The following is a 17,645-nucleotide window of genomic DNA, read 5'->3' as shown; positions in this document are numbered from 1 at the left end:
ATAAAAAGTTTGCCCTCCTCATAGATTTATGTTTATATTAATCTATAAGCTTCGAGGGGGAAATTATTCGTGACCATTCGAGCGAACGCGGACCGCAAATTCATGCCGCTGTACGAAGCGTTGGCCAGCGAAGTTCGGTGGCGGATCATGGAGATGCTGGCGGAGAAGGAAATGAACGTCAAGGAGGTCGCGGCGGGACTCGGCCTCAGCCCGGCGATCGTCACGATGCACATCCGCAAGCTGGAGCTGGCGGAGCTGATCGGCACGCGGCGGGTTCGCCGGGACGGAGGCACGCACAAAATCTGTTTCCTCAAAGAGCATGCCGTCGAGATCCAGCTGCCGGCCCTTATGCCGAACCGGACGTACCTGGACCAGTCGATTCCGGTGGGTCATTATACGGCGTTCGAAGTGTTTCCGACTTGCGGCCTCGCCACCCGGGAGAAGCAGATCGGGCTTTTCGACGACCCCCGGTACTTTCTCGATCCCGAGCGGGTGAATGCGGCCATCCTCTGGTTCGGCAAAGGGTACGTCGAGTATAAGACGCCGAACTACCTGCATGACGGACAGGAAGCGGAGGAGCTGGAAATCTCCATGGAGATCGCGTCGGAGGCGCCGGGCGTAAGCGATCATTGGCCGTCCGACATCCGGTTCGTTTTCAACGGGGTTTCGCTCGGCACCTGGACGAGTCCGGGGGATTTCGGCCGCAGCGCGCGGGGAAGGTATACGCCGGAGTGGTGGAACGGAGAAGTGAACCAATACGGACTTTGGAAAACGATCCGGGTGGACGCTTCGGGAACTTACATGGACGGCGTGCGGATGTCGGATGCCGCGATCGGGGATTTGCGGCTGGAGGAGCCTTTCTGGACGTTGCGGTTCGCCGTGGAGGAAGGGGCGAAGCATGTCGGGGGGCTGACCCTGTACGGATCCGGCTTCGGCAACTACGACAAAGACATTCAAATCCGGGTGTATTACCGGAAAAGCGAACGCGGGGAATAATCGGTTTCCTCCATCGTTTGGCGGATGGCTTCGCTGACGCCCATGGCGATCGTTTCGGCCATGGTCACGACCAGATGGAGACGCGTGTTCTGCAGCACGAAATATTCCATGAATCCGCCGATGTTCACGACGCCGGAAACGTGGAGATCCCCGACCGGCGGCAGCTCCTTGTTCACGCCGGCCCCGGGGCGGATCGGCCCGGTCCCGGCATAGAGATATCCGACGCTGGCCGGCTTGCCCAGGCAGGCGTCGATTCCGATGACGAGCGGACGGGAATGGCGCTTCCGGATCGCGGAAAGCGTATCTTCGAGGTTCATGGCGTGCACCGGATCCTCCAGCGTGCCGTACAGATCGAAATCGGCCGTCCGGCGATTCGCCAGCGCGGTGCCCGTGAACGGACCAAGGGAGTCTCCGGTCGAACGGTCCGTGCCGAGACAGACGACCACGATGCTCCGCCCTTGGGCGAGAGGGCGCATGCAGGCTTTCAAATATGCGGCGAGCCGGACGGCGGCCGCCGGTTCGGAATGGGAGATTTTCAGGGGCGGTGCGGTCCATTGGGCCGGATTCACGATCGGGTTCACCTCGGAAATGGGACTTGTTGATGATAGGATACATATTGTAGCAGGAAAAGTCTGTCGGATTTCGCGCGAAAAGGACCCCGTACGGGCATTTTGTTTCGACATGAACGGGGGTTGCTGGGATATAATAGAGAAAGATGAGCGGAAGGGGATACGGATGAACAAGAAAGTTACCGTCGGCGGCCAAGAGGTATTCGTCGAATTCAGCGGATATTACGATACGACATACGGCGAATTCCTGTTTACGCAAGTCATGTGCGACGTATTCATGCCGGGGGGAGAAATCGTGCCCGTCGCGGTCGAGAAGGAACAAATCCGGAAAGTGCTGGAAGGCTTCAAGAAACGGGAGGCCTTGTACCGGGAAATCCGCAAGGAAACGGTAAAAGGGAAAAGCTGCTACGTCATTACGCCGAGGATGAGGTACGATCTCGGATGGCTGGCGGGGAAGAAAAAAGTGATCTTGTCCAAGGACAAGCCTCCGGTCGAAGTCCCGGCGGACGCGGCGTCCGTATCCGAGGCGCAAGCGGAGAATCCGCGGCGGGGAGAAGGGCGGCAGGCGGCGTTTCAAGACGCCCGGCGCAAGCACCTGCAGTCGGAAGGCTATCGTTATAACGAGCAGACGAAAAATTGGGAGATCGGATCGATCCGTTTCCCGGACGCCATGGTCGGCAAAGCTTCGACGGACGAAGAGTTTATCCGCAACATGGCGCGATTGCGGGAAGCGGACGAACAAGCGGCCCGAAGCCGGAAGGCGAAACCGCTAACCTAGCTCCCGTTGCGGAACGGGAATTGCCTCTCCCTTCACGAACGTAAATCGCCCCTCTCCTGCTCTTAAGACGCGCGGGAAGGGGCGATCGCCGTTTTCAGGCATGGAGGTCTTGCAGACCGGGGGAGTGTTCGTTCGGCATTTCCGGCAGCATCGGCAGCGGGTAACCCCGCGGCGGCGGAATGACCTGCAGCTTGCCGTCATTCCGGCTCGGGGATTCGCCTTGAAAGATGTCCCCGATCCGGGTCGGGTCGAGCCGGAAGTTGAATTGCGCGTTGTGGAAGCCCATATCCACGTACTTCCGGCATTCCGGATATTTATGGATGTCGTAATTGGGCACGGGGAACAACTTGCCCCAGTCGACGCCCAGTTTCTCCAGCGCTTTGGCGAAGGCGTTCTGGTGCGCGTTGTCCCGAACGATCAGGAACCCAAGCGTTTCGCGGAACGTCCGGTTCGCGCTCATCTCGTAGATCCGCGATTTCTGGAGTACGCCCGTGGACTCGAGCACGACGTTATCCAGCAGGTCGCTGATCAGGTTTCCATGGCTGTACACGTAATTGCCGTTCCAAGGCACCCCCGACGCGTCGACGGGGAGCGAGCTCTGCGCGCCGACGATGTAATGGTGCGGATTGGCGTGCCGGACCGCGTCCGCAAGCGGAGCATCTTCAGGTCCGGAGGCGCCGGGATTCGGCGAATCGCCGGAGCCGTTCAGCAGTTGGTTGATCGTGTGCTGAACCAACTCGACATGACTTAATTCCTCGAGAAACACGCCGCGGATCAAGTCCCGGAATTCCAGCGCGTCGCCCCGGAAGTTGTTGCTTTGGAAAAAAAACTGCATCATCGTGCGCATTTCGCCGAAGCGGCCTCCGAGCGTTTCCTGCAGCACCCTTGCGGCTTCCGGATCCGGCTCGTCCGGCACGATGACGTTGATCAAGTCTTCTTGGTAAAAATACAATCGAAAGACCTCCTAATGGGGTATTGGGCAAGGCTCCGCGATTGTAGTGTGCGCACGGGCCGGCTTTTAAAAACGCGGCATGCCGGAGGGGGAAATCCGTTGCCGCCAGCGATTTTGGCGGATTCCTCCATAACTTTAACGTTGACGTAAAGGTTAAGCGGGTGTATATTGATGAACGTTACCGGAACGGGAAACGGAGGTCGTGCATGCAGATTTACAAGATCGAAGACGTCGCCAAGGAATGCGGGTTGACGAAACGGGCGATCCGCTATTACGAGGAGATCGGCTTGCTCCCGCCTCCCGAACGGAGCGCGGGCGGATATCGCCTATATTCCGACAAGCATATCGAGCGGCTGAAGCAGATCATCAATGCCCGGGACGTGCTCGGCGTCTCCCTGCAGGAACTCCAGGAATATCTCTCGATCATCGAAGCGATCCGCCAGCAGCGGCAGGGCATCCATGACGCCGTGGACAAGGAGACGAAGCGGGAGAAGCTGGAGGAGCTTGAGGACATGACCGGCAAAATGCTGGGCGTCATCGACCAGAGGCTGGAGAAGCTGAACGGGCTTCGGACGGATGTCGTTCAGCTGCTGGGCCGAATCCGGACGGCCAAAACGGACAACATTCATACTACGGATCAGGAGTGAATCGCGCAATCATGAGCAACGACAGTATAATGAAACAACCCCGGGCGGTTTGGGCCGTCTTTTTCGCCGGAATCATCGCTTTTATGGGTATTGGACTCGTCGATCCGATTTTGCCCGCCATCGCGGAGCAAATGAGCGCGACGCCAAGTCAAGTCAGCCTGCTGTTCACCAGCTACAACGCCGTCATGGCGGTCGCGATGCTGATCACGGGCGCGTTGTCGTCACGGCTCGGCATCAAAGGCACGCTGCTTCTCGGCATCGTGTTCATCGCCGTTTTCTCCGCGCTTGGCGGGATGTCGAACGGCATTTGGACGCTGGTCGGTTTGCGGGGCGGATGGGGTCTCGGGAACGCCATGTTCGTCGCGACCGCGCTGGCGGCGATCGTCTCGCTGTCTTCCGGCGGCGTGGCGAAAGCCATCATTTTATACGAAGCGGCGATCGGCCTCGGCATCTCGGTCGGTCCGCTGCTCGGCGGGGAACTCGGGGCCATTTCCTGGCGGGGGCCGTTCCTCGGCGTCGCGGCGTTGATGGTGGTGGCGTTCTTCGCGCTCGTCTTCCTTATGCCGAAATCCGCCGCTCCAAGCGGAGCGAAGAAAAAGACTTCCGTGCTCGACCCGTTCCGCGCGATGAGATATCGCGGATTGACCGTGTTCGGCCTGACGGCTTGCTTGTACAACTTCGGCTTTTTCACCTTGCTCGCCTACGCTCCGTTCGTCATGGGATTGGACGAGCACGGACTCGGGTACGTGTTCCTCGGTTGGGGCATCCTGCTCGCCGTCACGTCCGTGTTTATGGCGCCTAAGCTGCAGGCCCGGTTCGGAACGGTGAAGTCGATGTCCCTCATGCTGACCTTGTTCGGGCTTCTGCTGCTCGCCATGGGGATCTGGACGGATACGCAATGGGTGATCATCGCCGCGGTCATCGTGGCAGGCGCCATGCTCGGCAACAACAACACGCTGATCACGACGGCGGTCATGAACGCGGCTCCGGTCGAGCGTTCCACGGCTTCCGCGGCTTACAGTTTCCTGCGGTTCATCGGCGGCGCGATCGCGCCGTACTTCGCCGGCAAGCTGGCGGAGTGGTTCAACCCGCACGTGCCGTTTATCGTCGGTGCCCTCTTCGTGCTGGCATCGGTGGTCTTCATCGCGGCCAACCGCAGCCATGTCAAGCACGTGGATGAGGCTGCGCCGGCACACTGAACCGCCGCTTCGCGTTAGAATTTGCTTGCTGCGCAATCGCACACAAAGCGTTCCGTTTCAACCATCCACAGGCTGCCTCCGGCAGCCTGTTTTGCGTTTGCCCCCGGGCCGCCGTATGAGATCGGGCGAGATCCGCATACTGAGGGGTAGCAACGGCTCTGCTTGGGGAGGGCTGCGAATGTCGAACCGAATCCGGAACACGTGCCTCGTCCTCCTCGCCGTCACTTTTCTCGTCTTGCTCGCGGCATTCGCGGCGTCGGCCGCGTCGACCCGGAATTTGGCCCGCCGGCTTGAACCGGATCATGCCGGCGGGCCGGCTCCGATTCGCGTCGTATTCATCTCCCAAGTTCAGAACAATCCGTTTTGGCGATCGATCGAGCAAGGCGCCCGCGCGTCCGCCGGCCGTTACGGCATGGACGTCGAATATGCCGGACCGCTGCGGATCGACGCCGCCGAGCAATCCCGCTTGCTCGAGAAAGCGATCGCGGCGGGAGCCGGCGCGCTGATCGTCCAAGGGCTGGACGATCCCGTTTACGCGAAGCTGATCGACCAGGCCGCGGCCCAAGGCATTCCGACGGTAACCGTGGACGCGGACGAACCGGACAGCAAGCGGATCGCTTACGTCGGCACCGACAACAGGCGCGCGGGAGCGTCGATGGGCGAGCTCGTTGTCCGGACGATCGGCACGGCCGGCCGGATCGGCGCGCTGCTCGGCAGCGAAGCGAACAACCAGCGGCTTCGCCTCGAAGGGTTCCGCAGCGTCGTGAACCGGTACCCCGGGCTCTCCGTCGTTGACGTGCGGTACTCCAACGTTTCGCGCGTGCAGGCCGCGCAGCAGGCGGAGGCCATGCTGCGCAAGGATCCCGGGCTGAAAGCGATCGTCGGCTTCAGCGCGCTGGACGGCTTGGGCATCGCGGAAGCGGCAGGTCGCGCGGGCAATGCCCGGGTGCGCGTCTTTGCCTTCGACGATCTGGAGTATACGCGGCAAGCGATCCGGGCCGGCCGGATTACGGCGACGATCGTGCAGGAGCCTTACGGCATGGGGGAAGAAGCCGTCGCCTTGCTTCATGCCGCCCTTCAGGGTGATAACGCGGATCCGATCCACTATACGGACACCTCCGTGCTGGACCGCGCTTCCCTGGGCACGTCCGGGTTAAACGGCGCCGACGGGGGAAGCCGCGAATGACGATCCGCGCCAAACTGCTGCTCGTCATCCCGTTGCTCGTGCTGCTGGCCAACGCCGTCACCTTTTTCCTGTTCCAAAGCACGGCCGTCATCCAATCCAGCTACGACCGGATGATGGAGAGGGTGCTGTCGTACCGGCAGACCGTGCAGAGCGCGGAGCGGTCGCTCGATGCCCTCTACGGCTTTTTGCTTAATCCGCTTCCCGCGAATCATGACGAGGTCATGTCCGGACGCGCCGAGCTCGTTCGATTCCGCCAGGAGCTGGAGCAAGGGGATCGGCCGTCCGGGCTCGCCTCCGCCGCGGCCGGATTCGTCCATTTGCTGAACACCTTGATCGAACAGGAGGATGCCGCGTTGGCCGCGGCCGGGTCGGTCGCGGATGCGCTGGCCCGCTACGAAACCGCGGAGAAAACCGCCGGCTTCATCCGCGAAGAAGGCGGTCGGCTCGTGGACCTGGAGCTGAACTTCGATTGGCCGATTTTCCGCCGGATGCGGGAGGAGAACGCGCGGATGAACCGCCTGGGAGCCGCCTTGATCGCGGTTCAGACGCTGTTGGGGGCCGCGCTCGCCTTTTGGATTTCCCGCAGCGTCACGGAGCCCGTCGGACGGCTGGTCCAAGCGGCCAAACGGATTTCCGAAGGTCATCCCCAGGCAGCGCTGCCTGCCCTCCCGACGGAAGCCAAGGACGAGCTGGGCGTGCTGTCCGGCGCGTTCCTGCAAATGCTGGAGGATTTGAAGGCGTCCGCGGACCGGGACAAGGAACGGCTGGAGCAGCGCCGCTTGGTGAAGGAATTGGAGCTGCGGGCGCTGCAAAGCCAGATCCATCCCCATTTCCTGTTCAATTCGCTGAACGTGCTGTCCAAGCTCGCGCTGATCGAAGGAGCGGAGAAAACGTCCGATCTGATCGTTTCGATGTCGCGTTTGATCCGCTACGTATTGCGCAATCCGGAAGAACCGGTCACGCTGCGGGAGGAGCTGCGCCACGTCGCGGAATACGCGGCGATCCAGCAGGCCCGTTTCGGCCGCCGCATCCGTTTCGAGACCGACGTGGACGAAGCCGCCCTGCCGGCCCGGATTCCTCCGCTGACGATCCAGCCCCTCGTGGAAAACGCGTTCGTGCACGGCATCGAGCGGATGGAGGAGGGAGGCGCGATTCGGCTGACCGTCGCGCGGGACGGCGAAGACGCCGTCGTCACGGTCGCGGACAACGGCGCCGGCATGGACGAAGCGACGCGGCAGGCCTTGCTCCGCATGGACTACGCGGAAACGGAGGAACCGCCGGATCGGCCGTCGGCGGGACTCGGCACGCGCAACGTGTTCCGCAGGCTGCAGCTGTTCGGCGGCCGGCGCGACGCGGTGGACATCCGCAGCGAACCCGGCAAGGGGACGGCGGTGACCGTCCGCATTCCGATGCAGAAGGAGGAGGAACGCCCCGATGTACCGCCTGCTGATCGCCGATGACGAAGCGCTGGAGCGGGAAGGCTTGGAATGGATCGTCCGGCGGCTGCTGCCGGATACGTTCGAATTCCTGCACGCCGAGAACGGCAGAAAAGCGATCGAGCTCGCGGACGAACGGCGCCCCCATATCGTGCTGATGGACGTCCAGATGCCGGGCATCGGCGGCATCGACGCCTTGAAGGAAATTCGGGCACGGCTCCCCGACGCCAAGCTCGTGCTCGTGACCGCGTACGATTCGTTCGCCTACGCGCAGGAAGCGATGCCGCTCGGCGTGAAGGAATACATCGTGAAGCCGGCCGGCCGCGAGCAGATCGCGTCCCTGCTCCGGCGGCTCGTGGAAGAACTGGAACGGGAAAAGCGGCAGCGCGACGAGCAATTGGAGCTGAAAAGCAAATTGTCGACGCTGGGGCCGCTTTTGGAGAACGAGCTGGCGCTGATGCTGATGGTCGATCAAGTGCTGGATACGGGCATCGGGCAGCTCGCGGAGTGGCTGGATTTCCCCCTCGGGGATTGCCGCTGTCTCGTCGCCGCTTTCCCCGCCCGCGATTCGGCGGACGAACGCAGACAGCTGTTCGAGACGATCCGCAAGTTCGCCAAATCCCAAGCCACCTGCATCGTCAGTTCCCTATTGGAGCATCACATGGCGATGTTCCTGCGCAAACCGCCTCAAGCCGCGGGAGATTGGAAGGAGGAGCCTGTCCGGTTCGCCGGACGGCTTCTCGAAACCGTGCGTTCCCAGACGGGCATCGACCCGTCCGTCGGCATCGGTTCGCTGCGCGGCGGGGCGGACGGCTTGCGCCGTTCCTATTTCGAAGCGGTGTTCGCCTCCACCGTCTCCTTCCGGGATCGGCAGGTCTGCCTGTTCGACGACCTGAAGGAGAGCAAAATCGACGACTTCCCGATGGCGGGAGCCGGAACGGACATCCGGCAAGGTTACGTGATGTCCGCGTTGCTGCGCATCCGCGACATGCGCGAAGAGCAGACTTCGTCGGTCATCGACCGGGCCGTCGCCTATATCCGGCAAAAGTTCAACGAAGAGCTATCCCTGGAGGACGTCGCCCAGCACGCCCATTTGAACCCGTTTTATTTCAGCAAACTGTTCAAACAGCATGTCGGCGAGACGTTCATCGACTTCCTGACCGGCCTGCGCATCGACAAAGCCAAGCAGCTCATCGAGGAGGACCGGCTGAGCCTGAAGGAAGTATGCTACGAGGTCGGCTACAACGACCCGAACTATTTCAGCCGGGTGTTCAAGAAGGTGACCGGCGTCACGCCTTCGGAGTACCGTTCGAACTTGCACCCGTCTTGACGGATCGATGTCCTTCGCCCGGCATGGACTTTTTTGCCGCGGCGGCGCAAAATCGTGCGGGTGCACGCAGGTTTGCAGCCGCCGCGCGGGCCTTCGGAAGATTTGTGCGGGTTCATCGCAAAATCGTGCTGTTCATCCTTCCCTTCGCGAAGCGGAAGCGATGTTATACTGAAACTCGCTTCAAGACGCGTTTTTCAATGAAGGGAGATCCTGATATGGCAGCGAATCCAACCTTATCCGCTCCAAGCGGCCGGCCGAACATGAAGTACGTGACGCTCGTGTCGATCGCGGCGGCGCTTGGCGGTTTGTTGTTCGGTTTCGATACGGCGGTCGTTTCGGGCGCCATCGGTTTTTTGGGAGACCATTTTCATCTCAACGACGTTCAGGTCGGATGGGCCGTCTCCAGCTTGATCATCGGCTGCATCGCGGGCGCGGCCGCTTCCGGATGGCTGAGCGACAGCTTCGGCCGGAAAAAGGTGCTCGTCGGGGCGGCGTTTCTGTTCATCGTCGGCTCGATCGGCTCGGGCCTGTTCCCGTCGTTCTCCGGCTACGTGGCGGCCCGCATGGTCGGCGGACTGGGGATCGGCGTCATCTCGACGCTGAGTCCGCTGTACAACGCGGAAATCGCGCCGGCCCGCTATCGCGGACGGCTCGTCGCGTTCAACCAGTTCGCGATCGTCACCGGCATTTTCCTGACGTATTTCGTCAATTCCGCCATCGCGGGCGCGGGCAACGACTCCTGGGACGTGTCGACGGCTTGGCGCTGGATGTTCGGCGTCGGCGCCGTGCCCGGGTTGATCTATTCGGTCCTGCTGCTGTGGGTGCCGGAAAGTCCGCGTTGGCTCATCAAGCAGGGCCGTGCGGAGGAAGCGCTGCCGATCCTGCTCCGCATTCACGGCGAAGAGGCGGCCAAGCGGGAAGTGCTGGAAATCAAGGCTTCCTTCAAGGAGGCGAAGGTGCCGTTCCGCGATTTGTTCAAGCCCGGCATGCGTTTCGCGCTGACCGTCGGCGTGATCATCGCGATTCTCCAGCAGGTTACGGGCATTAACGCCATCCTCTATTACGCGCCGGAAATTTTGAAGGAGACGGGCGCCGGGACGAACGCCGCGCTCGTTCAGACGATTCTCGTCGGCTTCACCAACATGGTGTTCACGGTCGTGTCCATCTGGCTGATCGACAAAGCCGGTCGCAAGGTGCTGCTCATGATCGGATCGGCGATCATGGCCGCCAGCCTGGCGCTGATCGGGCTCGTCTTCCACGCCGGCGCCGTTTCGGGGTATTTGGTTCTCGGGCTCATCATCGTCTACGTCGCCGCGTTCTCCATATCGCTCGGGCCGGTCGTCTGGGTGCTGTTGTCGGAAATTTTCCCAAACCGCGTGCGGGGAAGAGCGACGGCAATCGCGTCGATGGCGCTGTGGACGGCGGATTACGCCGTGTCGCAATCGTTCCCGCCGCTGCTCAAGTCGGCCGGTCCTGCCGTGACGTATTGGATCTTCGGGGTGCTCTCCCTCGCCACGGTGTTCTTCACCTGGCGATACGTGCCCGAGACGAAAGGCAAATCGCTCGAGCAGATGGAAGCGATGTGGGCGAACGAGGAGGAGCAGCCGTCGGAAAGCGGACTGAAGAAGTTCAAAGAAAGATTGAACAACTGATCGGCCAATAAAAGGACGCGATCCCGGGTTCGGACTCCACCCGCCCGGGATTGCGTTTTTATGCTGCCGCTCTGTCTCGGGAAATCAGCAGGCGACGACGTCTCCGAAAGTGACATGGATCACATCCGAAACGATTCCCTTCGGGTACAATAGGCTCATCAAGGAATCGGAAAGGATTGGAAACCATGAAATTCGGGCTGGTCAAAAAAATCGTGGCCGGGATGACGGCCGTTTCCATCGTGACATACGGCTGCAGCGCGTTTTTCATTTTCGAATTGAAACCGTGGATCGCGCCTGGGATGGCCGAATGGGCGTACATCACGTTGATCCTGTTGCTCGGGGTATTGTGGAGCGGCATTCTGGGATGGCTGGCGGCGATTTGGCTGATCAAGCCGCTGCAACGCCTGACGGAAGCGGCCAACGAAGCCGCCGGCGGGAATCTGCGGATCGAAATTCCGATCCATCCTTACCGCGACGAGATCCGGACGCTCAGCCTTTCGTTCGGGCAAATGATCCGGGAACTTCGGCAGACGATCCAAGACGTGGCGGGAAACGTCGCATTCACCCACCAGCAGGCCGAAGCGCTGCGGGGAGGCATGGAGCAGGCCGCCATCCAGACGGAACGGATCGCCGAAGCGTCGGCCGCGATATCGGGGGGCGCGGCGGATCAGGCGGCGGCGGCCGGCGATACGCGGGAGGCCGTTCTGGGCATACGGAACGCCGCCGCCGCGATCGACGGCATGGCGGAAGAATCCCGGAAAACGGTCAGAGACATGCGGGAAGCCGCCCGGGAAAGTGCGGCGTTGGTTCGTTCGCTGATCGACGGCATTCGGGAGCTGGCCGTTTCCAACCGGCAATCCGCCAAGCTGGTCACGGAGATGGACGAGAAGGCGAAGCAAATCCGCAACATCTCGCAAGTGGTGGGAGGCATCGCCGACCAGACGCATTTGCTCGCTCTGAACGCCTCGATCGAGGCCGCGCGGGCCGGAGACCAGGGGCAAGGTTTCGCGGTCGTGGCCGTGGAAATCCGAAAGCTGGCCGAGGAAAGTGCCAGCGCCGTCAAGCATATCGACCGGCTGATCGCCGATATGGAAGCCGGCGTTCTCGGCGTCGTCCGTTATTCGGCGGTACAGGAGAAGATGGCGGAGGCCGAAAGCGGCAAAGGGGAATCCGTCACGTCGGCGCTGGAAAGAATCGACGAAGCCGTGCGGGAGACGTTCTCGGCGGTCGAGGAAATCGCCCGCCGCATCTCTTCGCAGCGGGAGCAGGCGGATCGGGCGCTGTCGATAACGGACGGCGTCGGACGGACGGCGGACCGCATCCTGGGCGAAAGCCGGCAGGCGGCTTCCTCCGCCCAGGAGCAGACGGCGGCGATGCAGGAATTGGCCGCGTCGTCCGCTTTGCTGGAGAAGCAGGCGGACGAGCTGGAGGCCAAAATCGGCAAGTTTCGCCATTGACCCGGCACCGGGTTGACAAGCCGGCGGACAGGCTCCATCATGGGGCTATCGAACCGCCGGCACCGGCATCGGGAGGAACGCTTGCAAGTGGATTGGCCTTCGCTCGGAATCATGCTGTTTTTAGCCGCGGCCGGCTTCGCCGCCGCTTTCATCGACTCCGTCGCGGGAGGCGGAGGATTGATCGCGGTCCCGGCGCTGCTGATGACGGGAATGCCGCCCGATGCCGCTCTCGGCACGAACAAGCTGGGCGGCACGGCGGCCGCGCTCACCAGTTCATCGGCATTTCTAGCGTCCGGGAACGTCGATTGGCGGACGGTCCGCCTGCTGTTTCCTTTATCGTTCGCCGGAGCGCTGCTGGGGACGGAGACCGTGCACCTTCTCTCCCCGGAGTTTTTGCGGCCCCTGGTGATCGTGATGCTGGGCGTCATATTGGTCTATACGTTGTTCAAGAAAAAAGCGGCAGCCTCCCCTGCCGGAGACGTGCATTTGACCCGGAAAGCTTTGCGGCTCCTGGTACCCGCCGCTTTCGCGATCGGATTTTACGACGGCTTTTTCGGTCCGGGCACCGGATCGTTCTTGCTGTTCGCGTTCCTGCTTGCCGGTTACGGTTATGTCGGCGCTTCGGGCAACGCCAAAATGCTGAACCTCGGAAGCAACCTGTCCAGTTTGTTGATGTTTCTCCTTTTCGGCTCCGTCCAATTCGGCTCCGGAATCATTCTGGCGCTCTTCATGATAGGGGGCGCATGGACCGGTTCTAGGTTCGCGATCAAGCGGGGGGCGGCTTGGATCAAGCCGCTGTTCGCGGCCGTGACGGCGATTCTCATCGGCAAGCAGCTGTGGGACTTGCTGATCGGTTAAACGTGCCGTCAGAGGCTGACGGCGCGTTCCTCGAACACCCGTTTCGCCGCGAAAACCGCGTTCAGAACGCGGGGAAACCCGGCGTACGGAACGCAATGCATGATCGCTTCCACGATTTCCCCCGGTTCCAGCCCGACATTCAGCGCGGCGTTCAGGTGGACGACCAATTGGGGCTCGCATCCGCCCAGCGACGTCAATGAGGCGACGGTTACCAATTGACGTTGCCGCAAGCTCAACCCCGGCCTTCCGTAGATGTCCCCGAAGGCGAATTCGACGACATACCGGCCCAGATCGGGCGCGATGTCCCGCAGCGAATCGACGACCCTCCGGCCTCCTTCCCCATCGACTTCCATCAGTCTCTGCCATCCTCGTTCATAACGTTCTTGGTCCATTCGCGTATCCTCCTATTCGAAGTAACCCCATCCTACACGTTAGAGCGCGCTCGAACGCAAGCCTCGTTTTCTGTGATAGAATAATTGCCATGAAAACCTACACGATTCGGCAAATGTCCCGGCAAACGGGGCTTTCCGTCCACACGCTGCGTTACTATGAGAATATCGGGTTAATTCATGCGGTAGGCCGGGATGCCAGCGGCTATCGCGCATACTCGGAAGCGGACGTCGGCTGGCTGCAATTTCTGCTTCGGCTGCGAGCGACCGGAATGCCCGTCTCCGAGATGAAGCGGTTCGCCGAATGGAGAAGTCTCGGAGAAGCCACCGCGCCGGATCGGTTGGACATGCTGGAAGCGCACCGGCTCAGGGTGGAGGAGAAGATACGGACGCTCGAAGGCCACTTGGAACGAATCCGCGAAAAGATCGGGCATTACCGGGAGCTGGTTCGCGGCTCGGATCCGGCGCCGCCCGACTGATGGGGGGAGTTTACAGAAGTTGTCGAAATGGATATGCTTGATGGTGAATGATCCACGATTCGGCGAATGGACTAAGGGGTAGAGCACGCTCCATGGCAGAGCAGGAAACGGCGGTATACAAATCGATCGCGTTGGATATCGCGCAGCGCATCGTAAGCGGGGAATTTCCGGCGGGGAGCCGGATTTCCGGAAGATCGCTCTTGGCGGGGCAGTACCACGTCTCTCCCGAGACGATCCGCAAAGCCATCGGGCTGCTGAAAGACGAGAACATCGTTTCGGTCTCCCAAGGCAAGGAAATCGTGATCGTGTCCGAGCAGAAGGCGTACGATTACATCACCAAGAACAACTACCTCAAATCGGCTTACTCCCTGAAGCAGGATTTGCAGCAGCTGCTTCAGCAGAAGCGGGAAATCGACCGCAAGTTCGACGGTTTGCTGTCGGAAATCATTGAGGCTTCCGACCGGTTGCAAAATTTGAAGCCGTACAACCCCGCGGAAATCCGGGTCCACGAGAATTCCTACGCGGCCGGCCGAACGATCGGCGAATTGCAATTCTGGCAGAACACGGGCGCGACCATCATCGCTCTCCGCCGGGGCACCCAGGTTTCCATCTCCCCGGGTCCCCACGTCATTCTATTGGGCAACGACGTGCTCGTCATCGTGGGCAGCGAGAAAGCTTACGAAAAAACGGAGTCGTTCATCAACCAAGCGCGGGAAAGCGGATAATGCCGCGCTTAAGAAAAGGAAATCCTCCCCTCGCGGGGAGGATTTCCTTTTCCTTCGGCGTTGAGATAATGGGGGAGATTCCCCTTGCATCAGAAGCAGGTAAACGACCGGATCCGGTTCGTGTCGATGCCGAAGTAAGCCCAGAAGAAGCCGAACCATCTGAAACCCGCGACGGACCGGGCGCCTACGAAGGTGGGGAAAAACCAGAACTGTTCGCCGTTGTTCAACCAAATATACGTATTGCGGAACAGGCATCTCCGGATCGCTCCCGGATCGACGGCGAACGACTGGATCGGCATTTGCGGGACGAACTGCGGCGGCGGCAACGTCGGGGCCTGCGGACCGCCCGGGAACCCGCCTCCCGGAAAACCCCCCGGCGGTCCGCCAGGAAACCCGCCGCCCGGAAAACCTCCCGGCGGTCCTCCCGGAAATCCCCCGGGAAAACCGCCCGGCGTTCCGCCCGGCGGGCTTCCGGGGAAACCCGGAGTCGGAAAAAATCCCATATTCGCGATCGCTCCTTTTACTTAGGTTGAGATCATTCTATGCAGGAGCGGAATTGCCGGTATGGGCGGTTATTCGCCGACACGGGCATATTCTGGCATTTTAGACGGCCGCTTTTGCGGCACGAAGCCTTCCTTATGCAATGCCGAGGAAGGCTTTTTTGAGCTGCGAAAAGGGATTAGACCGGGCCACTCCTATATTCTAACAAACAACTTAAAATTATTTTGAGGGTTGTATGTATGGGAGATGTTTGCTATAGTGATTACCAATGCCAGCCCGCCCGTTCGAAAGGCATACGGGGAACCCGGCATCGATCCTCCGCCATTTTCGAAAACAGTACCCGGATCGCTGCTGCCGCGAAACCCGTGCCGTTCTGCGACAACGGGTTTTTCTATGACGATCATCGCGTTTTCAGGAGGGGGGAGCCTATGGCCGCCATCGAAGTGAAGCAATTGACGAAAGTTTTCGGATCGGACCCGAAACGGGCGCTGCAGCTGCTCGAAGAAGGCTGGTCCAAGGAGAAAATCTACCAGGAAACCGGGATGACCGTCGGCGTGCACCAGGCGGAGTTTTCCATACGGGAAGGAGAAATCTTCGTCATCATGGGGCTGTCGGGCAGCGGGAAGTCCACGCTGGTCCGCCTGCTCAACCGGCTCATCGAGCCGACGTCCGGCCAAGTCCTGTTCGGGGATGCCGACGTCGTCCGCATGAATGCCGAGCAGCTGCGGACCTTCCGGAGAAAGCACATGGGGATGGTGTTTCAGAAGTTCGCCCTGTTCCCGCACCGGACCGTTCTCGGCAACGTGGAGTACGGCTTGGAAGTGCAAGGGGCGGACAAGAAGAAGCGGCAAGAGCGGGCGCGCGAGGCGCTACGCATGGTAGGCCTCGAGGGATGGGAGAACAGCCGGCCAAGCCAATTGAGCGGGGGCATGCAGCAGAGGGTAGGGCTGGCCCGCGTGCTGGCGAACGATCCGGAGGTGCTGCTGATGGACGAGGCTTTCAGCGCGCTGGACCCGCTGATCCGCAAGGATATGCAGCACGAACTGCTGGAGCTGCAATCCAAAATGAAGAAAACGATCGTGTTCATCACGCACGACTTGGACGAAGCGCTGCGGATCGGCGACCGGATCGCGCTGATGAAAGACGGGAAGATCGTCCAAATCGGCACGCCGGAAGAGATCCTGATCCAACCGGCCGACAAGTACGTCGAACGGTTCGTGGAAGACGTCGACCTGTCCAAGGTGCTGACGGCCGCCCACGTCATGATCCAGCCCGAGACGATCTCTCCGGAGCGGGGGCCCCGGACGGCGCTGCAACTCATGAGGGACAACGGGGTGTCGAGCTTGTACGTCACCGACAAGGAAATGAAACTGCTCGGCGTCATCACGGCCGACGACGCGTCGCTGGCGCTCAAGTACGACAAGACGATCCTCGAGGTCATGCAGTCCAAAGTCCCTTGGGTAACGCCCGACACGCACTTGAACGAGCTGTTCGAGACAATGGCCGAAGCCAAGGTGCCGGTAGCCGTCATCGACCATCGGGAGAGGCTGCGAGGCATCGTCATTAAAGGAGCCGTGCTGTCCGCCCTCGCGGGCAACGCGGTACCGGAAGGAGGGAGCGCGGATGGATTTGCCCAAGCTGCCGCTCGGTGACGGCGTCGAATGGCTGGAAACCTGGCTTACGGACCATTTCGGCCCGTTTTTCGATCTGATCCGCATCATCATCGGGAGCATGACGGACGGCATCGAACGCGCGCTGCTCGGCGTGCCGGCCCTCGTCCTGATGGTGTTGATCGCCGCGCTGGCGTACGGGATCGGCAAGTGGAAAATGGCGGCGTTCGCTTTCGTCGGATTGTTCCTGATCGACAACTTGGGGTTGTGGGAACCTTCGATGAAGTCCCTGGCGCTGGTCCTGACGGCCTCGATCCTGTCCATCGCGGGAGGCGTGCCGATCGGCATCCTCTGCGCGCGCAGCGGCAAAGTCCGGCAGACGGTAACGCCGATTCTGGACTTCATGCAGACGATGCCCGCATTCGTGTATTTGCTGCCGGCGGTCACGTTTTTCTCGCTCGGCGTCGTTCCCGGCGTCATCGCGTCGATCATTTTCGCCATTCCGCCGACGATCCGGCTTACGAATCTAGGCATCCGCCAGGTGCCCTCGGAGCTTGTCGAGGCGGCCGACGCGTTCGGGTCCACGCCCGCGCAGAAGCTGTTCAAGCTGCAGCTGCCTCTCGCCTTGCCTACCATCATGGCCGGCATTAACCAGACCATCATGCTGTCGCTGTCCATGGTCGTCATTTCCTCCATGATCGGGGCGCAAGGGGTAGGCGCGCTCGTGTACCGGGCCGTCACCCAGGCCAAGACGGGCATCGGGTTCGAGGCCGGAATCGCGATCGTCATCATGGCCATCCTGCTTGATCGCTTGACGCAAAACGCGTTCAAGAGAAAACATACCTGAAGGAGTTGTCCGCTTTTGAAGAAATGGAGTTTAG

18 protein-coding genes are annotated in these 17,645 nt (G+C 61.1%); 14 read left to right on the top strand and 4 right to left on the bottom strand.

Going from position 1 to position 17,645, the window contains the following annotated elements:
* Positions 1 to 69 precede the first annotated feature (69 nt).
* Positions 70 to 996, top strand: coding sequence for an ArsR/SmtB family transcription factor (locus tag PTZ19_RS11085; RefSeq protein ID WP_276354448.1), 927 nt, complete (start codon positions 70 to 72; stop codon positions 994 to 996).
* On the opposite strand, the gene yyaC is transcribed toward PTZ19_RS11085, so the two are convergent.
* On the bottom strand, positions 969 to 1,565 hold the full coding sequence (gene yyaC, locus PTZ19_RS11080) for a spore protease YyaC (protein WP_276354447.1): 597 nt from the start codon (positions 1,563 to 1,565) through the stop codon (positions 969 to 971). The genes PTZ19_RS11085 and yyaC overlap by 28 nt on opposite strands.
* A gap of 166 nt (positions 1,566 to 1,731) precedes the next feature.
* Between yyaC and PTZ19_RS11075 the strand changes: the two genes are divergently transcribed.
* Positions 1,732 to 2,343, top strand: a complete 612-nt coding sequence (locus PTZ19_RS11075) for a hypothetical protein (RefSeq protein ID WP_276354446.1) — start codon at positions 1,732 to 1,734, stop codon at positions 2,341 to 2,343.
* A 94-nt stretch (positions 2,344 to 2,437) separates the two neighbouring features.
* Here PTZ19_RS11075 and PTZ19_RS11070 read toward each other — a convergent pair whose 3' ends face one another.
* Entirely contained in the window at positions 2,438 to 3,295 is an 858-nt protein-coding gene (locus PTZ19_RS11070; protein ID WP_276354444.1) for a manganese catalase family protein, read from the bottom strand.
* Between the two features lie 206 nt (positions 3,296 to 3,501).
* On the opposite strand from PTZ19_RS11070, the gene PTZ19_RS11065 reads away from it, so the two are divergent.
* From PTZ19_RS11065 to PTZ19_RS11030, 8 genes are all read left to right on the top strand, one after another.
* Positions 3,502 to 3,942, top strand: coding sequence for a MerR family transcriptional regulator (locus tag PTZ19_RS11065; RefSeq protein WP_276354443.1), 441 nt, complete (start codon positions 3,502 to 3,504; stop codon positions 3,940 to 3,942).
* An 11-nt stretch (positions 3,943 to 3,953) separates the two neighbouring features.
* The gene (locus PTZ19_RS11060) at positions 3,954 to 5,141 is read left to right on the top strand and encodes an MFS transporter (RefSeq protein WP_276354442.1); all 1,188 of its coding nucleotides are present in this window, start codon (positions 3,954 to 3,956) and stop codon (positions 5,139 to 5,141) included.
* A 178-nt stretch (positions 5,142 to 5,319) separates the two neighbouring features.
* On the top strand, positions 5,320 to 6,327 hold the full coding sequence (locus tag PTZ19_RS11055; RefSeq protein WP_276354441.1) for a substrate-binding domain-containing protein: 1,008 nt from the start codon (positions 5,320 to 5,322) through the stop codon (positions 6,325 to 6,327).
* Positions 6,324 to 7,787: a sensor histidine kinase gene (locus PTZ19_RS11050; protein WP_276354440.1), complete on the top strand. Its 1,464-nt coding sequence runs from the start codon at positions 6,324 to 6,326 to the stop codon at positions 7,785 to 7,787. Before PTZ19_RS11055 ends, PTZ19_RS11050 begins: the two co-directional genes overlap by 4 nt.
* Positions 7,762 to 9,093, top strand: coding sequence for an AraC family transcriptional regulator (locus PTZ19_RS11045; protein WP_276354439.1), 1,332 nt, complete (start codon positions 7,762 to 7,764; stop codon positions 9,091 to 9,093). The genes PTZ19_RS11050 and PTZ19_RS11045 overlap by 26 nt, the downstream gene beginning before the upstream one ends.
* Positions 9,094 to 9,308: 215 nt before the next feature.
* Entirely contained in the window at positions 9,309 to 10,745 is a 1,437-nt protein-coding gene (locus PTZ19_RS11040; protein ID WP_276354438.1) for a sugar porter family MFS transporter, read from the top strand.
* Between the two features lie 185 nt (positions 10,746 to 10,930).
* Positions 10,931 to 12,202 carry a methyl-accepting chemotaxis protein gene (locus PTZ19_RS11035; RefSeq protein WP_276354437.1) on the top strand — a complete coding sequence of 424 codons (1,272 nt, stop codon included), beginning with the start codon at positions 10,931 to 10,933 and terminating at the stop codon, positions 12,200 to 12,202.
* An 87-nt stretch (positions 12,203 to 12,289) separates the two neighbouring features.
* Entirely contained in the window at positions 12,290 to 13,060 is a 771-nt protein-coding gene (locus PTZ19_RS11030; RefSeq protein WP_276354632.1) for a TSUP family transporter, read from the top strand.
* Positions 13,061 to 13,068: 8 nt separating this feature from the next.
* On the opposite strand, the gene PTZ19_RS11025 is transcribed toward PTZ19_RS11030, so the two are convergent.
* Positions 13,069 to 13,452, bottom strand: a complete 384-nt coding sequence (locus PTZ19_RS11025) for a carboxymuconolactone decarboxylase family protein (RefSeq protein ID WP_276354436.1) — start codon at positions 13,450 to 13,452, stop codon at positions 13,069 to 13,071.
* Positions 13,453 to 13,541: 89 nt separating this feature from the next.
* On the opposite strand from PTZ19_RS11025, the gene PTZ19_RS11020 reads away from it, so the two are divergent.
* On the top strand, positions 13,542 to 13,928 hold the full coding sequence (locus tag PTZ19_RS11020; protein ID WP_276354435.1) for a MerR family transcriptional regulator: 387 nt from the start codon (positions 13,542 to 13,544) through the stop codon (positions 13,926 to 13,928).
* 92 nt (positions 13,929 to 14,020) lie between these two features.
* A complete protein-coding gene (locus PTZ19_RS11015) occupies positions 14,021 to 14,653 on the top strand; it encodes a GntR family transcriptional regulator (RefSeq protein WP_276354434.1) in 633 nt (210 codons plus the stop codon).
* Between the two features lie 89 nt (positions 14,654 to 14,742).
* Here the strand turns inward: PTZ19_RS11015 and PTZ19_RS11010 are convergent, their stop codons facing one another.
* Complete coding sequence (locus PTZ19_RS11010) at positions 14,743 to 14,979, bottom strand: transporter (protein ID WP_276354433.1); 237 nt, start codon at positions 14,977 to 14,979, stop codon at positions 14,743 to 14,745.
* A 603-nt stretch (positions 14,980 to 15,582) separates the two neighbouring features.
* On the opposite strand from PTZ19_RS11010, the gene PTZ19_RS11005 reads away from it, so the two are divergent.
* Positions 15,583 to 16,806: a quaternary amine ABC transporter ATP-binding protein gene (locus PTZ19_RS11005; protein WP_276354432.1), complete on the top strand. Its 1,224-nt coding sequence runs from the start codon at positions 15,583 to 15,585 to the stop codon at positions 16,804 to 16,806.
* Positions 16,778 to 17,611, top strand: coding sequence for an ABC transporter permease (locus PTZ19_RS11000; RefSeq protein ID WP_276354430.1), 834 nt, complete (start codon positions 16,778 to 16,780; stop codon positions 17,609 to 17,611). The genes PTZ19_RS11005 and PTZ19_RS11000 overlap by 29 nt, the downstream gene beginning before the upstream one ends.
* The last annotated feature ends 34 nt before the right edge of the window (positions 17,612 to 17,645 follow it).

The sequence above is a fragment of the Cohnella caldifontis genome, from assembly GCF_029360585.1.
GTDB classification, from domain to species: domain Bacteria; phylum Bacillota; class Bacilli; order Paenibacillales; family Paenibacillaceae; genus Cohnella; species Cohnella caldifontis.
This window is presented reverse-complemented; position numbering and strand designations above follow the sequence as displayed.

Bases quoted from the DNA above. Each gene is read 5' to 3' on its own strand.
- PTZ19_RS11000 (WP_276354430.1), top strand. From the start codon at position 16,778: ATGGATTTGCCCAAGCTGCCGCTCGGTGACGGCGTCGAATGGCTGGAA.
- PTZ19_RS11015 (WP_276354434.1), top strand. From the start codon at position 14,021: ATGGCAGAGCAGGAAACGGCGGTATACAAATCGATCGCGTTGGATATC.
- PTZ19_RS11065 (WP_276354443.1), top strand. From the start codon at position 3,502: ATGCAGATTTACAAGATCGAAGACGTCGCCAAGGAATGCGGGTTGACG.
- PTZ19_RS11035 (WP_276354437.1), top strand. From the start codon at position 10,931: ATGAAATTCGGGCTGGTCAAAAAAATCGTGGCCGGGATGACGGCCGTT.
- PTZ19_RS11075 (WP_276354446.1), top strand. From the start codon at position 1,732: ATGAACAAGAAAGTTACCGTCGGCGGCCAAGAGGTATTCGTCGAATTC.
- PTZ19_RS11045 (WP_276354439.1), top strand. From the start codon at position 7,762: ATGTACCGCCTGCTGATCGCCGATGACGAAGCGCTGGAGCGGGAAGGC.
- PTZ19_RS11020 (WP_276354435.1), top strand. From the start codon at position 13,542: ATGAAAACCTACACGATTCGGCAAATGTCCCGGCAAACGGGGCTTTCC.
- PTZ19_RS11050 (WP_276354440.1), top strand. From the start codon at position 6,324: ATGACGATCCGCGCCAAACTGCTGCTCGTCATCCCGTTGCTCGTGCTG.
- PTZ19_RS11040 (WP_276354438.1), top strand. From the start codon at position 9,309: ATGGCAGCGAATCCAACCTTATCCGCTCCAAGCGGCCGGCCGAACATG.
- PTZ19_RS11055 (WP_276354441.1), top strand. From the start codon at position 5,320: ATGTCGAACCGAATCCGGAACACGTGCCTCGTCCTCCTCGCCGTCACT.
- PTZ19_RS11025 (WP_276354436.1), bottom strand. From the start codon at position 13,452: ATGGACCAAGAACGTTATGAACGAGGATGGCAGAGACTGATGGAAGTC.
- PTZ19_RS11005 (WP_276354432.1), top strand. From the start codon at position 15,583: ATGGCCGCCATCGAAGTGAAGCAATTGACGAAAGTTTTCGGATCGGAC.
- PTZ19_RS11060 (WP_276354442.1), top strand. From the start codon at position 3,954: ATGAGCAACGACAGTATAATGAAACAACCCCGGGCGGTTTGGGCCGTC.